Annotated in this window: 12 protein-coding genes and 1 pseudogene; 12 read left to right on the plus strand and 1 reads right to left on the minus strand. The window is 62.3% G+C overall.

The annotated features are described in order from the left end of the window. Positions 1–129 precede the first annotated feature (129 nt). The 9 genes from sppA to olsB all read left to right on the plus strand — a co-directional run bounded on the left by sppA (position 130) and on the right by olsB (position 8,544). Positions 130–1,104, plus strand: coding sequence for a signal peptide peptidase SppA (gene sppA / locus C5748_RS11695; RefSeq protein WP_105742110.1), 975 nt, complete (start codon positions 130–132; stop codon positions 1,102–1,104). Between the two features lie 81 nt (positions 1,105–1,185). Further along, entirely contained in the window at positions 1,186–1,473 is a 288-nt protein-coding gene (locus C5748_RS11700; RefSeq protein WP_105742111.1) for an integration host factor subunit beta, read from the plus strand. 8 nt (positions 1,474–1,481) lie between these two features. Then, on the plus strand, positions 1,482–1,826 hold the full coding sequence (locus C5748_RS11705) for a LapA family protein (RefSeq protein ID WP_105742112.1): 345 nt from the start codon (positions 1,482–1,484) through the stop codon (positions 1,824–1,826). Between the two features lie 23 nt (positions 1,827–1,849). Beyond that, entirely contained in the window at positions 1,850–2,827 is a 978-nt protein-coding gene (gene lhpI, locus C5748_RS11710; RefSeq protein ID WP_105742113.1) for a bifunctional Delta(1)-pyrroline-2-carboxylate/Delta(1)-piperideine-2-carboxylate reductase, read from the plus strand. 197 nt (positions 2,828–3,024) lie between these two features. Next, a complete protein-coding gene (locus C5748_RS11715; protein WP_105742216.1) occupies positions 3,025–4,026 on the plus strand; it encodes an RsmD family RNA methyltransferase in 1,002 nt (333 codons plus the stop codon). Further along, positions 4,026–4,886: a TrmH family RNA methyltransferase gene (locus tag C5748_RS11720; protein WP_105742114.1), complete on the plus strand. Its 861-nt coding sequence runs from the start codon at positions 4,026–4,028 to the stop codon at positions 4,884–4,886. Before C5748_RS11715 ends, C5748_RS11720 begins: the two co-directional genes overlap by 1 nt. Further along, positions 4,883–5,380 carry a signal peptidase II gene (gene lspA, locus C5748_RS11725; RefSeq protein ID WP_105742115.1) on the plus strand — a complete coding sequence of 166 codons (498 nt, stop codon included), beginning with the start codon at positions 4,883–4,885 and terminating at the stop codon, positions 5,378–5,380. Before C5748_RS11720 ends, lspA begins: the two co-directional genes overlap by 4 nt. A gap of 95 nt (positions 5,381–5,475) precedes the next feature. Beyond that, positions 5,476–7,461 (plus strand): ATP-binding protein, encoded by a 1,986-nt coding sequence (locus C5748_RS11730; RefSeq protein WP_105742116.1) that lies wholly within the window; start codon positions 5,476–5,478, stop codon positions 7,459–7,461. A 189-nt stretch (positions 7,462–7,650) separates the two neighbouring features. Then, positions 7,651–8,544 carry a l-ornithine N(alpha)-acyltransferase gene (olsB, locus tag C5748_RS11735; RefSeq protein ID WP_199194775.1) on the plus strand — a complete coding sequence of 298 codons (894 nt, stop codon included), beginning with the start codon at positions 7,651–7,653 and terminating at the stop codon, positions 8,542–8,544. A gap of 150 nt (positions 8,545–8,694) precedes the next feature. Here olsB and mutS read toward each other — a convergent pair. Beyond that, positions 8,695–11,355 (minus strand): annotated as a pseudogene (gene mutS / locus C5748_RS11740) (DNA mismatch repair protein MutS); the annotation flags it as partial. 366 nt (positions 11,356–11,721) lie between these two features. Between mutS and C5748_RS11745 the strand changes: the two are divergent. The 3 genes from C5748_RS11745 (at position 11,722) to murJ (ending at position 18,869) form a co-directional block, all read left to right on the plus strand. Beyond that, positions 11,722–14,019, plus strand: coding sequence for an NADP-dependent malic enzyme (locus C5748_RS11745; RefSeq protein ID WP_105742117.1), 2,298 nt, complete (start codon positions 11,722–11,724; stop codon positions 14,017–14,019). A gap of 218 nt (positions 14,020–14,237) precedes the next feature. Next, a complete protein-coding gene (locus C5748_RS11750; protein WP_342588358.1) occupies positions 14,238–17,051 on the plus strand; it encodes a [protein-PII] uridylyltransferase in 2,814 nt (937 codons plus the stop codon). 216 nt (positions 17,052–17,267) lie between these two features. Continuing rightward, positions 17,268–18,869, plus strand: a complete 1,602-nt coding sequence (gene murJ / locus C5748_RS11760) for a murein biosynthesis integral membrane protein MurJ (RefSeq protein WP_105742119.1) — start codon at positions 17,268–17,270, stop codon at positions 18,867–18,869. Positions 18,870–18,901: the final 32 nt, after the last annotated feature.

An 18,901-nucleotide genomic window follows, 5' to 3' on the forward strand; every position in this document is an offset into this window, starting at 1 on the left:
ATACAAGGTACAACGTCTTGCCGCAGGGGTTAAGCTGCCCCTAAGGTGGCGGCTAAATTTTTGGCGATTTCATGTAAACGTCTATACAGCGTCCAGAGCCTTGCGCAACAACGAATACGGGTTACAGCCATGACACAAACTGCCGACGCGATCATAGACCGGCGACGGCTGCGCCGGAAGCTCACCTTCTGGCGTATCGTAACGCTGCTCCTTGTGGCGCTCGGCGTCGCGGCGCTGATCCATTTCACCAGCGGCATCGGCGGGCGCAGCACACCGCATATCGCCAAGGTCAAGATCGAGGGCACGATACTCGAAGATGACGAGTTGCTCGACCGTCTCGACAAGATCGCCACGAGCGACGCCGTCAAGGGCGTCATCGTCTCGGTCGATTCGCCAGGCGGCACGACAGCCGGCGGCGAAGCCATATTCGAAGCCCTGCGCAAGGTGGCCGAGAAGAAGCCGGTCGTCGCCCAGGTGGGAACGCTGGCCGCTTCCGCCGGCTATATGATCGCCAGCGCCGCCGACCATATCGTGGCGCGCCAGTCCTCGATCGTCGGCTCCATCGGCGTGTTGTTCCAATATCCCGATATTTCCGAGCTCCTGACCAAGCTCGGCGTCAAGGTCGAGACCATTAAATCGAGCCCGCTCAAGGCCGAGCCGAATTTCTTCAGCCCGGCCAGCGAGGAAGCCAAGGCGATGATCCGCAACATGATCATGGATTCCTACGACTGGTTCGTCGGTCTCGTCGAAAGCCGCCGCCCGCTCGACCACGCGCAGACCCTGGCGCTGGCAAACGGCGCAGTCTTCACCGGACGGCAGGCGCTCGGCAATAAGCTCGTCGATGAATTGGGCGGCGAGGAACAGGCGGTCGACTGGCTGAAGAGCAAAGGCGTGGACAGCAATCTCTCGGTTATCGAATGGAAGCCCGAGAAATCGGGCGCCAGTTATTTTCTCTCGGAATCGGCAGCCCGATTGCTGACGCGGTATCTGGGGCTGCCCGAAGAAAGCGGCAGCCTGCTGCGCGAAGTGACGGGGGACCGCATCTTCAACAACGGCCTCCTTTCGATCTGGCGTGCCGACGCGGCGCCTTCCAAAGGCCAATAAGCTGTTGAATATTAATGTTTCTACGAATACTAATGTATTCGCAAAAACGTGAACCCAACACGCAAAGGGAGGTCGAACGCCGTGATCAAGTCGGAACTTGTGCAGATCATCGCCAGCCGTAACCCGCATCTCTTTCAACGCGACGTGGAAAACATCGTCGGCGCCGTATTCGACCAAATCACCAGTGCGCTGGCGGATGGAAACCGTGTGGAACTGCGCGGGTTTGGCGCTTTCTCGGTCAAGAACCGTCCTGCACGCAGCGGCCGCAATCCCCGCACCGGTGACGCGGTGAGCGTGGAGGAGAAATGGGTGCCTTTCTTCAAGACGGGCAAGGAATTGCGTGACCGCCTGAACAACAACGATCAGTAAACCACGCCATGGCAAACCGTCTCGTCACCATCATCGTCTTCGTTCCGCTGGCCATCGTGCTGATCGCGTTATCAGTCGCCAATCGCCATGATGTCACCGTAACGCTCGATCCCTTCAACCCGGGAAACCCGGCACTGTCCTATTCAGCGCCGCTGTTCGTCTGGCTGTTCGGGGTGCTGATCGCGGGGTTGGTTTTCGGCGGCATGGTGACATGGTTCACGCAGGGCAAGTACCGCAAGCTCGCCCGCGCCCGCAAAGCGGAGGCCGACAGGCTGCGCTACAGTGCTGAACAGAGCGAGGGCGGGAAAACCGGCGAACCCGGCTCCCAAACACAATTGCCCGCCCTGCGTTAAGCGCTCGCGGCTTCGGACATGCCATGAAAAACATATCAGCCGATGAAGTCGATGCCGTCCTGAACTGGCCTGACATGGTCGATGCGCTCGACCGCGCCTTTCGCGAGGGGATGATCCAGCCCGTGCGGCATCACCATACGGTGGAACGGCCGCAGGGGGCTGCTTCCACGCTGCTGCTGATGCCCGCCTGGTCGGATTTCTCCACGCTGACGGACGCTTCGAAGGGGTATATGGGCGTCAAGATCGCCACGGTTTCGCCGGACAATGGCGCAGCCGGCAAGCCCGCCGTGATGGGCGTCTATCTCCTGCTCGACGGCACGACCGGCGAGCCGAAAGCGCTGATCGACGGACAGAGGCTGACCAATTGGCGCACCGCCGGCGCTTCGGCGCTCGCCGCGCGCTATCTCGCCCGCGAGGATGCCGAAAGGCTGGTGATCATCGGCGCGGGGTCGCTCTCGACCTTCATCGCCCGGGCGCACAGCGCCGTCCGCCCGATCCGCGATATCGCCATCTGGAACCGCAACCCGGAGGGCGCGGAGAAAATCGCCAGGCAATTGACCGCCGAGGGGCTCAGTGCCCGCGTTGCGGAAGATCGCGATGCGGCGATCGCCGAGGCCGACATCATCTCCGCCGCCACGCTTTCCACCATTCCGCTGATCCACGGCAAGTTCCTCAAGCCCGGCGCGCATGTCGATCTGATCGGCGCCTTCGCCCCCTCGATGCGCGAGACGGACGATGCCTGCATCGAGCGCGCCCGGGTGTTCGTCGATACCAGGGAGGGCGCACTGAAGGAGGGCGGCGATATCGTCCAGCCGCTCAAGGCGGGTGTCATCCCGGAAAGCCATGTGCTCGGCGATCTCTATGATCTGACACGCGGCAAGGTGCAGGGGCGCGGCTCGGCGGAGGAGATCACGCTGTTCAAATCGGTCGGGGCGGCGCTCGAGGATCTCGCCGCCGGTATCCTGGTCTACGAAAAGGCATCCGCCGACAGCGCGGCGTGACATCCCTGCTTCGTTCTTCCCAGGCATTCCCATATGTCTTTTTTCTTTCACGCGCCTGCGCTTTGTCCTAGGAGGGAGCCAAGGCAAAGGGAAATGTGCTGGTGAAACCACCGAAGCGAAAAGACAAGCGACAGCAGCGGGGCGACAAAGCGCCGGCTGGAACGCGCGCGCCACGGGTCAAGCCCGCTACCAAGCCATTGGCCGCATCAGGGGTGAAGCCCGCGCAAAAGCCGGTATCCGAGAGGCAGATACGCCCTGCAGCCGAACCCGTGCAGCCGCGCGTCCTGACGCGGCGCGAAGGCATCAGGCCCGATGAAAAGCTGGCGTTGATCCTCGAAACCGAGCCTTCCGAGGATTATGCGCTGCTCGACAGCGGCAATGGCCAGAAGCTCGAGCAATACGGCCCCTACCGCATCGTGCGGCCGGAGGGCCAGGCGATCTGGCTTCCGGCATGGGACCAGTCGGAATGGGCGAAGGCAGATGCGATCTTCACCGGCAATACCGACGAGGAAGGCCTTGGCCGCTGGCATTTTCCGCGCCTGGCCCTCGGCGAGACATGGCCGCTCGCCTATGACGGCATCCCCTTCCTCGGCCGCTTCACCTCGTTCCGGCATGTCGGCGTCTTTCCCGAGCAGGCGTCGCACTGGGCGACTATGGACAGTCTCATCCGCAATGCCGGACGACCTGTCCGCGTCCTCAACCTCTTCGGCTATACCGGCGTCGCCTCGCTGGTCGCGGCACGCGCGGGGGCGGAGGTCACCCATGTCGACGCCTCGAAGAAAGCCATTCTCTGGGCGCGGGAAAACCAGGAGATGGCGGGGCTTTCCGGCAAACCGATCCGCTGGATCTGCGACGACGCGACCAAATTCGTCGCCCGCGAGGAGCGCCGCGACAGCCGCTACGACATCATCCTGCTCGACCCGCCCGCCTATGGGCGCGGCCCGAACGGCGAGGTCTGGCAATTGTTCGACAACCTCCCCGACATGGTCGATCTCTGCCGCTCGATCCTTACCCGCAAGCCGCTCGCGGTGGTGCTGACCGCCTATTCGATCCGCGCCTCGTTCTTCGCCATCCACGAATTGATGCGCGATGCCTTCACCGGGCTTGGCGGACGGGTGGAATCCGGTGAACTCATCTTGCGCGAACGCTCCGCCGGGCGCGCGCTTTCCACATCGCTTTTCAGCCGCTGGGTGGCGTAATGAGTAGCCATGGTGATTTTCCGAAAACAGGTCAGGTGAAGGAAATCACCAGCCTGACCAATCCCATCATCAAGGATCTGCGCGCGCTGTCGATGAAGAAATTCCGCGACCAGCAGGGCGTCTTCCTGGCGGAGGGGCTGAAGCTCGTCATCGACGCACTCGATCTCGGCTGGCGCATCCGCACGCTGGTCTTTGCCAAGGCCGGCAAGGGCAACAAGCTGGTCGAACAGGTGGCGGCGCGAACGGTGGCCAAGGGCGGGCTGGTGCTGGAGGTCAACGAGAAAATCATCTCGGCCATCACCAGGCGCGACAACCCGCAGATGGTCGTCGGCTGTTTCGAGCAGAAATATCAACCGCTCACCAGCCTCAAACCGCAGGGCAACGATGTCTATGTCGCGCTCGACCGGGTGCGCGATCCCGGCAATCTCGGCACCGTCATCCGCACCGCCGATGCGGTGGGGGCAAAGGGCGTTATCCTGATCGGCGATACCACGGACCCATTCTCCATCGAGACGGTGCGCGCGACGATGGGCTCCGTCTTCGCCCTGCCGCTCTATCGCGCAGGCGAGGCCGATTTCCTCGGCTGGCGGAAGAGTTTTTCCGGCCTCGTCGTCGGCACACATCTTAAAGGCGCCGTCGATTATCGCAGCATTCCCTATGCGGGCAAACCGGTCATCCTCTTGATGGGCAACGAGCAGCAGGGCCTGCCCGATAGCCTCGCTTCGGCTTGCAACAGGCTTGCCCGCATCCCGCAGGCGGGGCGCGCCGATTCGCTCAACCTCGCCATCGCCACCGGCGTCATGCTGTTCGAGATCAGGCGCGAGGCGCTGGTTCTCGATGAAAGGTCGGGTGAGAAATGATGAAAAAATCCATTTTTTTGAATCTTTTGGTGGTGATTTTTGCCGTCATTGCCGACCAGATCGTCAAATATTGGGTCGAAACGGGCATGGATTATCATCAGCAGATCGGCATCCTGCCGTTCCTGGCGCTGTTTCGCACGCATAATGACGGCATTGCTTTCTCCATGCTGTCGTCGATGGGCGGTGCCGGCCTGATCGTCATGACGCTCATCGTCATCGGTTTCGTGCTCTATCTCTGGTGGACGAGTTCGCCGGAGCGGCGGATCGCGCGGTTCGGATTCGCACTGATCATCGGCGGAGCGCTCGGAAACCTGATCGACCGCAGCCTGCACGGTTATGTGATCGACTATGTGCTGTTCCACACCGCGACATGGTCCTTCGCAGTCTTCAACCTCGCAGATGCCTTCATCACGATCGGCGCCGGATTGATCATCCTCGATGAACTCATCGCATGGAGAAGCGAACGGGGCGAAGGCAAGGTCAACGACCAATAATAGACCGGTGGAGGGGACCGGCAATGTGACAGCGTTTGTGAAAATTTGATCGTTTCGGGAAACCGGACCTGAACCGTCATGTGTTATGGCGGAGCATGAGCATCGCCGGCCCGACCGCCCAGAATGCCCCGAGCGCCTTGCCGCCTGCCCGGAAGCGTTCGCCTGCGCCCAATGGCGGGCCGCCGCCGCAGGCTTCCGCGGGCCGCCGCCTGGCCGCAATTTTCCGCAATGTCTGGAAAGGTCCGATCGGGGTAAAAGCCGCCCTCCTTTTATGCCCGCTTCTCGGCATGACGGCGACATTGTCGGCACTGGCGCAATGGCCGCTGCCGCTGACATTCATTTTCGCGGGGCTGACGGCGCTGACCGGTGCCATCGGCTGGCAGCGCGCCATCCGCGCGCTGGAAACCGGGGGTATTATTTCCCTCGAAGAGAAGATCGAGGCGCAGCACCGCAAGATCGAGGAACTGGCGGACCGGCTTTGGGAGTCCACCGAAAAGCTGGAATCGGAAACGCTTCTGATCGCGGCACGCCAACGCGCCGAAAACGCCAATCAAGCGAAATCGCGCTTCCTCGCCACCGTCAGCCACGAGATCCGCACACCGCTGAACGGTATCATCGGCATGGCGAAACTGCTCTCCGGGACAGGTCTCACCGGCGAACAGCGCGCCTATACCGATGCCGTCCTGCAATCGGGCGACGCCCTTCTCCTGCTGATCGAAGACCTCCTGGATTTTTCCAAGATCGAGGCGGGGCATTTCGAACCCAAATCCGTGGAGACGGAAATCGGGCCGCTTTGCGAATCGGTGACCGAATTGCTGGCGTCGAGGGCCTACGCGAAAGGGATCAGCCTCGGCTGCCATGTCTCGCATGACGTGCCGGCAAGGGTCGGCATCGATCAGGCCCGCGTCAGGCAGGTTCTGCTCAATCTGATCGGAAACGCCGTCAAGTTCACGGATGAGGGCGGCGTGCTTCTCGATGTTTCAGTGAATGGACGTTCGCTCGTCTTCAGCGTTGCCGATAGCGGGCCCGGCCTCAAGCCCGGCGACAAGGAACGCATCTTTGAGGAATTCGAGCAGGCGGACGACGGCTCGACGACATCGCGGGACGGCGCCGGGCTGGGGCTGGCGATTTCGCAGAAGATCGCGGCGGCGATGGGCGGCGCCATTACGGTCGAAAGCGAATGGAAAAAGGGCTGCCGCTTCATCTTCACCCTGCCGTTCACCGATGCCGCAGCGCCAGACGAAAACCCCTGCCTCGCAGACAGGGCCTATCTCCTTCTTAGCCCCAATTGCCACGAAGCCGACGCCCTGGCACGGACGCTTCGCGATCATGGTGCCGAAGTGCTCTTCGCCCGCGACGGCCCGACGGCGCTGGATATGGCCGGACAACGGGATTTCGATGCCGTTCTGGCCGATATGGCCTTCGCCGAGGCGCTTTCTCCGCTTCTTCGCGCGCGCAAGGCCGACGCCAAAAGCGAGCCCCGGGGGGTGGACAAGGCCGTCATCTTGATAAAGCCCGAGGAAAAGAACCATTTGCCCGATGTCATGCGCCAGGGTTTCGACGCATTTCTGGTACGCCCCGTGCGCTCGACGAGCCTTTTGCGCATCCTGACCGCCGAAATGCCGGAACCCTTATGGAAAGCCATCCGGGCGCCGCAGATAGCGCCTGACCCGGGCACGGCACCGCTGCGCGTTCTCATCGCCGACGACAATGAAATCAATTTGCAACTGGCGCGCGCCGTTCTTCTGCGTGCCGGACATGATGCGTCCATCGCCACTGACGGCGAGGCGGCCGTCACGGCCTTTCGCCAGGCAAGACTCGATGGCATGGCATTCGACATCGTGTTGATGGATTTGCATATGCCACGCATGGACGGCGGCGCCGCAATCACCGCGATCCGCATGTTCGAGGCGGCGCAGACCATGCCGGCCGTCCCCATTCTCGTGCTCACCGCCGACGATCAGGCCGGAACGCGGACAAATCTGATGAAACTTGGCGCAACGGGTTTCATCGCCAAGCCCGTCGATCCGGCGGAGCTTGCCCTGGCGATCACGGAACATGTGACGCAACGAAGGGCATAGCCTTATTCATGTCACCTTGCTGTCATCGTGATGTAGCAGTTTCGCATTATCTCCTTGGCATGAGCGTTGAACTGGTTCGCGCGTTTCTGTCAAAACGCCTCGAATACTTTCAACTGATTGGAATTTTTATGTTTTGTTTCACCTTATATTCCGAAAAAGGTGAAATAAGCACACTGGGAGAAGACCACCATGAGCACCTTGCTTGGAATTTCCCGGCAAATCATTAATGATGCAGGCATGTCGAGCATCGAAGCACACCCGGCCCTTTTCACGCGCCCCGACAGTCCCGGCGTTCTCGGGCGAATGGGATCGCTGGAAGTGCGGCTTGCCCAAACCGCCGCGGAAATCGCCGCAGCACAGGAATTGCGGTTCAAGGTCTTCTTCGACGAGCTGGGTGCGAAGCGGGAAGACGCGGCAATATTGGAAGAGCGCGATGCGGACCGATTCGATGCCGCCTGCGATCATCTACTCGTCTACGATACGGCCATTGCCGAGCCGGAACACCGGCAGATCGTCGGCACATACCGGCTGCTGCGCGGCGAAAAGGCACGCGAGGCCCATGGCTTCTATTCGGCGAGCGAATATGACGTCGACCGGCTGACGCTCGCCAAATCCGATCTCAAATTTCTCGAACTCGGCCGCTCCTGCGTCAAGCCGGAATACCGCTCGAAGCGTACGGTCGAACTTTTGTGGCAGGGCATATGGGCCTATTGCCGCCATCACCATATCGATGTGATGTTCGGCTGCGCCTCGTTCCATGGCGCCATCCCGGCGGCTCATGCGCTATCGCTGTCCTTCCTGCACCATCATTGCCGCGCCGACGCGGATTGGGACGTGCGGGCGCTGCCGCAGCGCTATCAGCCGATGGATCTGATGCCTTTGGAGGCGATCAATCCGAAAGTGGCGCTGTTCTCCATGCCTCCGCTCATCAAGGGCTATCTGAGGCTCGGCGCGATGATCGGCGACGGCGCGGTTGTCGATCAGGCCTTCGGCACGACCGACGTGTTCATCGTCCTGCCGGTCTCGCACATATCGAGCCGATATATCACCTATTACGGTGCGGAAGCGGACCGGTTCATGTGAGGGGCCTGAGGGCGAGGTGATTCTTTGAGAGCCGTGACTCTCTTCGATCTCACCCCCCTCTGGCCTGCCGGCCATCTCCCCCACAAGGGGGGATGGCCGGCAGGCCAGAGGGGGGTGAGCCGGATGTGCATCCCTTCCCGGTCATTCGCCCTACGATTTCCCCGCCAGCACCTTCAGCCGGTAAAGCTCATCCATCGCCTCGCGCGGCGTCATCTCGTCGGGGTTGAGCGCCAGGATGGCCTGTAGCAGCGGACTGTCGCCCTTCTGCTTCGGCTTCTCGCGCTTCACCTCGACCGAAAAGAGCGGCAGATCGTCGATCAGCTTGTCGGCCTTGCCCGAGGTTTCGCCGGCTTCCAGCTGATGCAGCACGTCGCGCGCCCGGTTGACCACCGCTTCCGGCAGGCCGGCGAGGCGGGCGACCTGCACGCCATAGGACCGATCGGCGGCACCCTTGGCAATCTCGTGCAGGAAGACCACGTCGCCGTCCCATTCCTTGACCCGCATGGTGACGTTGGCGAGCCGGACGAGCTTTTCCGAAAGCGCCGTCATTTCATGGAAATGGGTGGCGAAAAGCGCCCGGCAGCGGTTCTTCTCATGCAGATATTCGACTGCCGCCCAGGCGATGGAGAGTCCGTCGAAAGTGGCCGTACCGCGGCCGATCTCGTCCAGAATGACCAGGGAACGCTCGCTCGCCTGGTTGAGAATGGCCGCGGTCTCGACCATTTCGACCATGAAGGTCGAGCGGCCGCGCGCCAGATCGTCAGATGCGCCGACACGGCTGAACAGCCGGTCGACCACGCCGATATGGGCTGAGCCTGCTGGCACGAAAGATCCCATCTGGGCCAGGATGGCGATCAGCGCGTTCTGGCGCAGGAAGGTCGACTTGCCGCCCATGTTCGGGCCGGTCAGGAGCCAGATCGCACCATGGTGCTGATCGCCCTGCGGCGAGAGATCGCAATCATTGGCGACGAAGGGATTGGCCGCCTGCCGACGCAGCGCCTGCTCGACCACCGGATGGCGGCCGGCGACGATGTTGAAGGCGAGGTTCGCATCGACGATCGGACGGCAATAGCCCTGCTCCTCGGCAAGGGCTGCCAGGCTTGCGGAAACATCGAGCACGGCAAGGGCTGCCGCGCCGGCGCGGATCGCATCGGCGTGCGCGACGGTTTCGTTGGTCAGTGTGTCGAAAATGGCGAGTTCGATGGAGAGCGCCCGATCGGCGGCATTGGCGATCTTCGATTCCAGTTCCGCCAGCTCGGTGGTGGTGAACCGCATGGCATTGGCCATGGTCTGGCGGTGGATGAAGCGGCCCTTCGCCTCGTCGCTGCCGGTCATGATCGCATGGTGATTGGCTGTCACCTCGATGAAATAGCCGAGCACGTTGTTGTGCTTGATCTTCAGCGATTTAATCCCGGTCTCATCGGTATAGCGAGCCTGCAGGCCGGCGATGACCCGGCGCGACTGGTCGCGCAATGCCCGCATCTCGTCGAGCTCGGCATGATAGCCCGCCCGCACGAAACCGCCATCACGTTTCAAAAGCGGCAATTCATCATGGAGAGCGTGGTCGAGATGTTCGGCGTAATCCTGCGGCAGTGAGGCAAGGGCGGCACGCGCGCTTTCGATTTCCGGCGGCAGGTCGCGGTCTGCAAGCAGTGCCGCGATCCCCCGCGCCGCATCGAGGCCGCGTTGCAGCGCGCCGAGATCACGCGGCCCGCCGCGACCGACCGCAAGCCGCGAGAGAGCGCGCGGCATATCGGGCACACCCTTCAGTTCTTCACGCAGTCCTTCGGCGAGCGGCTGTTCGGTCAGGAAAAAGGAAACCGCGTCCTGACGCGCGGCGATGGCCGCCGGATCGGTCAGCGGCGAGGTCAGCCGTTCGGCCAGAAGCCTGGCGCCGCCGCCCGTCACCGTGCGGTCGATCGCTTTGAGCAGGCTTCCCTCGCGGCTGCCCGAAAGTGTGCGCACCAGTTCCAGATTGGCGCGCGTCGCGGGATCGATGAAGAGCGCGGAGCCCTCCTCTTCGCGCTCGGGATGCATCAACGGCGGGCGTTCGGAGATCTGGGTCTTCTCGATATAGGCGATCGCGCCGGAGATCGCGGAGAGTTCGCTGCGCGAAAACTGGCCGAAGCCATCGAGCGCCGCCACGTCGAAATAGCGCTTGATGCGGGCTTCGGCGATCGCGCTGTCGAACAGGCTCGCCGGCTGCGGCGTCACCGCGCGTCCGATCATGTCGAAGACCGGGCGCAGTTCCTCATCATGAAAAACCGGCTCAGCGACGATCAACTCGCGCGGATCGACCCGCATGATATCGGCAAGCAGCCTGCCCGGCGCCGTTTCGGAGACGCGGAAGGTGCCGGTCGAAATGTCGATCCAGGCAAGCGCCATGCGCCCATCCTCGGCACCCTTGACGCGGCCGAGCGTCATCAGGAAATTGGCTTGCGATGGATCGAGCAGCTTTTCCTCGGTGAGCGTGCCGGGGGTGACGAGGCGGATGACATTGCGGCGCACCACCGATTTCGAGCCGCGTTTCCTTGCCTCCGCCGGATCCTCCGTCTGCTCGCAGACGGCGACGCGGTAGCCCTTGGCAATCAACCTTTGCAGATAATCGTCTGCGGCATGGACCGGCACGCCGCACATCGGGATATCCTCGCCCATATGCTTGCCGCGCTTGGTCAGCGTGATGCCGAGCGCCTTCGACGCCTCGACGGCATCGGCAAAGAAGAGCTCGTAGAAATCGCCCATGCGATAGAACAGCAGCGAACCTTCATTCGCAGCCTTGATCTCGATATATTGCTCCATCATAGGCGTCATTATCGGCATCGGGCGCGCGCCCGCGTCATAGGCGTCCGCGCCCGTCCGGGGCCCGTCGGTGAATTGCGGCTTGTCGTTCAATGCGTGTTTCCCGGTTAGGATGTGTCGAACTTAGTTCAATCGCATATGCCGGAGAACGCCCCTCATCCCCCTGCCGGGACCTTCTCCCCGCACACGGGGAATCGGGCGAAGCGGCAACGCTGGCGTCCCCCTCGCCCCGTCCTTACGGGGAGAGGGTAAGGGTGAGGGGCAAATTGAGCCATACACGATTGACCTGAATAATACCTATTCCCTGTTGTGCTGTTTACACACCGTCTTGCTAGCGGTATCGAATTTTCCTCCACAGAACAACGCCCCGGAGGGAACATGCCCGTCGATCCATCCAGCATCAAGAGCAATAGCCGGACTGCACCTTCGGTCACCGACAAGGAAGCGCTCGATTTCCACGCCAATGGCCGTCCCGGCAAGCTGGAGATCAACCCGACCAAGCCGATGGCGACGCAGCGCGACCTTTCGCTTGCCTATTCGCCAGGCGTCGCCGTACCGGTGAAAGCCATCGCCGAAGACCCGGCGCGCGCCTATGACTACACGTCGAAGGGCAATCTGGTGGCGGTGATCTCCAACGGCACGGCGATCCTCGGGCTGGGCAATCTCGGCGCGCTGGCCTCCAAGCCCGTCATGGAAGGCAAGGCGGTGCTGTTCAAGCGTTTCGCCGACGTGGATTCCATCGACCTGGAGGTCGATACCACCGATATCGACGCCTTCATCAACGCCGTGCGCTATCTCGGGCCCTCCTTCGGCGGCATCAATCTGGAAGACATCAAGGCGCCGGACTGCTTCATCATCGAAAGCCGCCTGCGCGAATTGATGGACATTCCGGTTTTCCACGATGACCAGCACGGCACGGCGATCATCGCGGTCGCCGGGCTGATCAATGCGCTGCACCTGACCGGGCGCGACATGAAGACGACCAAGCTCGTCTGCAATGGCGCGGGCGCGGCCGGTATCGCCTGCATCGAGCTGGTCAAGGCCATGGGCTTCACGCCTGAGAACGTCATTCTCTGCGATACCAAGGGCGTCGTCTACCAGGGCCGCGAAGAGGGCATGAACCAGTGGAAATCCGCTCATGCGGTGAAAACGGACAAGCGCTCGCTTAGCGAAGCCATGGACGGAGCCGACATCTTCTTCGGCGTCTCGGCCAAGGGCGCGCTGACGGAGGATATGGTGCGCTCGATGGCGCCCAACCCGATCATCTTCGCCATGGCCAATCCGGACCCCGAAATCACGCCGGAGGAAGTGGCGCGCATCCGCTCCGACGCGATCATGGCGACGGGCCGCTCCGACTATCCCAACCAGGTCAACAACGTCCTGGGCTTTCCCTATATCTTCCGCGGCGCGCTCGACGTGCGCGCCACCACCATCAACGAGGAGATGAAGGTGGCCGCCGCCAATGCGCTGGCTGAGCTCGCCCGCGAAGACGTGCCGGACGATGTGGCGGCGGCCTATCAGGGCAACCGCCCGCGCTTCGGCCCGAACTACATCATCCCCGTGCCTTTCGATCCACGGCTGATCACCGCCATACCGGTGGCGGTGGCCAAGGCGGCGATGGATTCAGGCGTCGCCGGCAAGCCGATCGCCAATCTCGAAGCCTATGCGCGCGAACTCTCCGCCCGCCGCGACCCGATCGCCTCGACGCTGCAGGGCATCTATGAGCGGGTGCGGCGCCAGCCAAAACGCATCGTCTTCGCCGAGGGCGAGGAAGAGCAGGTCATGCGCGCCGCCGTCTCCTATGCCAATCAGCGTTTGGGCACCGCCATCCTGCTCGGCCGCGAGGAGCGCATCCGCGAAACGGCTGAGACAGCCGGCGTCGATCTCGCCAAGGCGGGTATCGAGATCATCAATGCGCGGCTATCGAGCCGCAATACGGTCTATGCCGATTATCTCTACGAGCGGCTGCAGCGGAAGGGCTATCTCTTCCGCGACTGCCACCGCATCATCAACAATGACCGCAATCATTTCGCCGCCTGCATGGTGGCGCTCGGCGATGCCGACGGCATGGTGACCGGCGTGACGCGCAATTACGCGACGGGACTCGAAGACGTGCTCCGCGTCATCGACGCCAAGCCGGGGCACAAGGTGATCGGCGTATCGATCGCGCTTTGCCGCGGCCGCACGGTGCTTGTCGCCGATACCGCGGTTCACGAAATGCCCAATGCCGAGGAGCTTGCCGATATCGCCGAGGAGGCGGCGGGCATGGCACGGCGCATGGGCTATGTGCCGCGCGTGGCGCTTCTCGCCTATTCGACCTTCGGCCATATGGGCGGTGAGCGGTCGGAGCGCATCCAGGAGGCGGTGAAGATCCTCGACAAGCGCCGCGTCGATTTCGAATATGACGGCGAGATGGGCGCGGATGTAGCGCTCAACCCGATCCTGATGGAGCAATATCCCTTCATCCGCCTGTCAGGCCCGGCAAATGTGCTGGTCATGCCGGCCTTCCACTCCGCCTCGATCTCCACCAAGATGCTGCAGGAACTGGGCGGTTCGACGGTCATCGGCCCACTGCTGGTCGGCCTCGACAAGCCGGTGCAGATCGTCTCGCTCGGCGCGAAGGATTCAGACATCGTCAACATGGCGGCCATCGCGGCCTATAATGCGACGACGTAGGCGAAATGCCCCTCACCCTTACCCTCTCCCCGCAAGCGGGGCGAGGGGGACTTCAACGTTGCCGCCCCTTCCTTCTCCCTGCACTTGGCACGAAGAACAGGCGAAGCGTCTATGTCCCCCCTCTCCCCGTTTTGACGGGGAGAGGGTAAGGGTGAGGGGCATTCCACGGCATCTTTCCCCATACCCACCCCTTCCAAAACGCGCTATAGGAAGCATCCATCCATCGGACCCATTCCATGAGCGCCTCAGACCTGAAGCTTGAACAGATCGTCAATGCGGAAAAACTGCGCGGGCAATTGGATGCCCTTGCAGGACAAGCCGACGCTCAGGCGATACGCGGCCAGGTGTTGCAGACGCTGAAGGCCACGCTGGCGGATGGGCGCGCGAGCGCCGAAGCGATGTTGATGAAGGATGGCGGCGGTGTCCTCTGCGCCACCCGCCTCTCGCATCTGATGGACGTCATCATCGAGACGCTCTACGATTTCGCCACCACCACCGTCTATCCCGCAACCAATCCGTCGACGTCCGAGCGGATGGCGCTTGTCGCTGTCGGCGGCTATGGCCGCGGCACGCTGGCGCCCGGCTCGGACATCGATCTTCTGTTCCTCCTGCCCTACAAGCAGACGCCGTGGGGCGAGCAGGTGGTCGAATACGTCCTCTACATGCTGTGGGACATGGGACTGAAGGTCGGCCACGCCACGCGCAATATCGATGAATCGATCCGGCTGTCGCGTGAGGACATGACCATCCGCACCGCCATCCTGGAAACGCGTTTCCTCTGTGGAAGCCGTGAAGTCTATGATGAGATGACCGGACGCTTCGATCAAGAAGTGGTCAAGGGGACAGCACCGCAATTCATCCAGGCGAAACTCACCGAGCGGGACAACCGCCACCGCAAAACAGGTGAAACACGCTATCTGGTCGAGCCGAACGTCAAGGAAGGCAAGGGCGGCCAGCGCGACCTGCACACGCTGTTCTGGATCGCCAAATATTTCTATCGCGTGCGCACGAGCGAGGAACTGGTGAAGGCAGGCGTGCTGTCGCGCGCCGAGCACAAGCTGTTCAACAAGGCGGAGGATTTCCTGTGGGCGGTGCGCTGCCACATGCATTTCCTCTTGGGAAAGGCGGAGGAAAGGCTCTCCTTCGACATCCAGCGCGATATCGCCCACCGGCTGGGCTATACGGCGCATCCCGGCCAGCACGATGTCGAGCGCTTCATGAAGCACTATTTCCTTGTCGCCAAGGATGTCGGCGACCTGACGCGCATCATCTGTGCCGCTCTGGAGGAGGAGCAGGCCAAGCACGTTCCGGGCTTCAACCGCATCTTCCTCACCTTCTCGCGCCGCAAGCGCAAGCTTGCCGGTACGCAGGATTTCATCGCCGACAACCACCGCATCAACATCGCCAATGACGAGGTCTTCCAGCACGATCCGGTCAACATCATCCGGCTGTTCCATCTGGCCGACAAAAACGGCCTCGAATTCCACCCCCATGCGGTGCAGCAGGTCAGCCGCTCGCTCAAGCTGATCAATGCCGAACTGCGCGAGAACCCGGAAGCCAACCGCCTCTTTGTCGAAATCCTGGCATCGCCGCGCAATCCCGAACTCATCCTGCGGCGGATGAACGAGTCGGGTGTGCTCGGCCGTTTCATTCCGGATTTCGGCAAGATCGTCGCGATGATGCAGTTCAACATGTACCACCACTATACGGTCGACGAGCATCTGCTGCGCTGCATCGCCATCCTTTCGGAGATCGAGCATGGTGAACTGGAGCATGAGCACCCGCTGTCCAACACGCTGATGCCGGCGCTGAAGAAGGACCGCAATCTCCTCTATATCGCGCTGCTGATGCACGATATCGCCAAGGGTCGGCCGGAGGATCATTCGGTTGCGGGTGCAAAGATTGCGCGCAAGCTCTGCCCGCGCTTAGGCCTCAGCCCGGCGGAAACCGAGACGGTGGCATGGCTGGTGCAGGAGCACCTGACCATGAGCATGGTGGCGCAGTCGCGCGATCTCAACGACCGCAAGACCATCGAGGATTTCGCCGACACCGTCCAGACGCTGGAGCGGCTGAAACTGCTTTTGATCCTGACGGTCTGCGATATCAAGGCCGTGGGCCCCGGCGTCTGGAACGGCTGGAAGGGCCAGCTCCTGCGCACGCTTTTCTACGAAACCGAACTGCTCCTGACCGGCGGCTTTTCGGAAGTCTCGCGCCAGGACCGCTTCGAACACGCCCGCGCGCAGCTTGCGACCGCCCTTTCCTCCTGGCCGCAGGCGGAGCGGGAAGCCTATCTCAATCTGCACTACCAGAATTATTTCCTCACCGTCAGTCTGGAAGACCAGGTGCGGCATGCCAATTTCATCCGCGACACGGATGCATCGGGCAAGCCGCTCGCAACGATGGTGCAGCCGCACGCCTTCGAGGCGGTGACCGAAATCACCGTGCTTTCGCCCGACCATCCGCGCCTGCTCTCGGTGATCGCGGGCGCCTGTGCGGGCGCCGGCGCCAATATCGTCGATGCGCAGATCTTCACGACGAGCGACGGGCGGGCGCTCGACACCATTCTGATCAATCGCGAATTCGAAACCGACGACGACGAGAAAAGACGGGCTGAGCGTGTCGGCAAGCTGATCGAGGACGTGCTGTCGGGCCGCTCCCACCTGCCTGACATGCTGGCCAAGCGCACCAAGCCGAAACGCGCGGCCAAGGCCTTCCGCCTCGAGCCGCGCGTCGAGATCAACAATACGCTGTCGAACAAGTTCACCGTCGTCGAAGTCGAGGGGCTCGACCGTCCGGGCCTGTTGTCCGAACTCACCGGAGTGATTTCGGATCTTTCGCTCGATATCGCCTCGGCGCATATCACCACCTTCGGCGAGAAGGTGATCGACGCCTTCTACGTCACCGATCTCGTCGGCCACAAGATTTCCAGTCCGGCACGGCAGGCCAATGTCCGGCGCAAGCTTTTGGCGCTGTTGGGCAAGGAAAACGGCCAGGCGCGCGGCAGCAGCCGTTCGCACCAGGCTGCGGAATGAGTGGTCTGTTTTGATGGAATCGCGAGATACCCCCCTCTGCCCTGCCGGGCATCTCCCCCACAAGGAGGGAGATTGGCTGGCATCGATGGCGGAGCCTGCAACGGTGGCGATTGGCGAAAGCGGTCCTGATATCCAATCTCCCCCCTTGTGGGGGAGATGCCCGGCAGGGCAGAGGGGGGTGTTTCAAGCACGCGCCAAAATGAAAGGCTCTCACCCATGAGCCTCGTGAAGAAGTTCGCCACCGTCGCCTCGGGTACGCTGATGAGCCGCCTCTTCGGCTTTACCCGTGAAATGCTGATGGCGGCAGCCCTTGGTACCGGGCCGGTGGCCGACGCCTTCAACGCGGCATTCCGGTTTCCCAATACGTTTCGGCGGCTTTTCGCGGAAGGCGCCTTCAACTCGGCCTTCGTGCCGCTCTTCGCCAAGGAAATCGAAAAGCACGGCCTCGACGGCGCCAAGCGCTTCTCCGAGGAGGTGTTCGGCGTCCTCTTCACGGTGCTGCTCTGCCTCACCATCGTCATGGAACTGTCGATGCCTTTCCTGGTGCGTTACGTGATCGCGCCGGGCTTTGCCGACGATCCGCAGAAATTCCAGAGCACGGTGACGCTCGCGATCATCATGTTCCCCTACCTCGCCTGCATGTCGCTTGCGGCGATGATGAGCGGAATGCTCAACTCGCTGCATCGCTATTTCGCGGCAGCCGTCGCACCGGTCTTTCTCAACATCATCCTGATCGGCGTCCTCGCCTATGCCTGGTATCGCGGTCACGATGCGCTTACTGTCGGCTATGGTCTGTCATGGGGCGTCATGGCGGCGGGGCTGGTGCAACTCGCCATCGTCTGGATCGCCGTGCGCAATGCGGGCATCGCCATCGGGTTTCGGCGCCCGCGCCTCACGCCCAATGTCAAACGGCTGCTCGTCCTCGCTCTGCCGGCGGCGATAACCGGCGGCATCACCCAGATCAACCTGCTGATCAACACCAATATCGCATCGGGCAAGGAGGGCGCGGTTTCCTCGCTGGTCTATGCCGATCGCGTCTATCAGCTGCCGCTCGGCGTCGTCGGCATCGCGGTCGCGACCGTGCTCTTGCCTGAACTTTCGCGGGCGCTGCGCTCCGGCAATCTGAAGGAAGCCGCCAATCTGCAGAACCGCTCGGTCGAGTTCACGCTGTTTCTCACGCTACCGGCGGCTGCAGCACTGCTCGTCATGTCGGAGCCGATCGTGCGGCTGCTCTTCGAGCGTGGTCAGTTTTCGCCCGACGCCACGCGCATCGTTGCCGATATCCTCGCCATCTATGGGCTGGGCCTGCCGGCCTTCGTGCTGATCAAGGCATTCATTCCCGGCTTCTTCGCCCGCGAGGATACCCGCACGCCGATGGTCTTTGCAGGAATTTCGGTGGCCGTGAACATTTCACTCGCCCTGACGCTTTTTCCGATTTTCGCGGCAAGCGGCATCGCGACGGCGGAAATCGTCGCCGGATGGGTCAATGTCATCCTGCTCTTCTCCACGCTGGTCTGGCGCAAGCATTGGGGACAGGACATTCCGCTCCTGACCCGCATTCCGCGCCTTATCCTGGCGGCGGCCATCATGGCGGCGGGGCTGCATTACGCAACGCAATGGCTCGGCCACTCGCTTGCCACCGGTGTTCCCCTGCTCGTGCGGGCTGCGACGCTGGGCGGCCTCATATTGACGGCCATGGTGGTCTATTTCGCACTCGCCTTCGGCCTCGGCGGCGCTGATACCGGCATGATCAGGCGCAGCCTGAAACGCAAGCCGCGCGCAGCCGGCAACGAAACACAGGACAGCGATTCCGCTTGATCGGCGCGCATCGCTCTGCCAAAAAGCGCCAC

Origin of the sequence: Phyllobacterium phragmitis, assembly GCF_002980495.1 — a bacterium.
GTDB classification, from domain to species: Bacteria; Pseudomonadota; Alphaproteobacteria; order Rhizobiales; family Rhizobiaceae; genus Paramesorhizobium; species Paramesorhizobium phragmitis.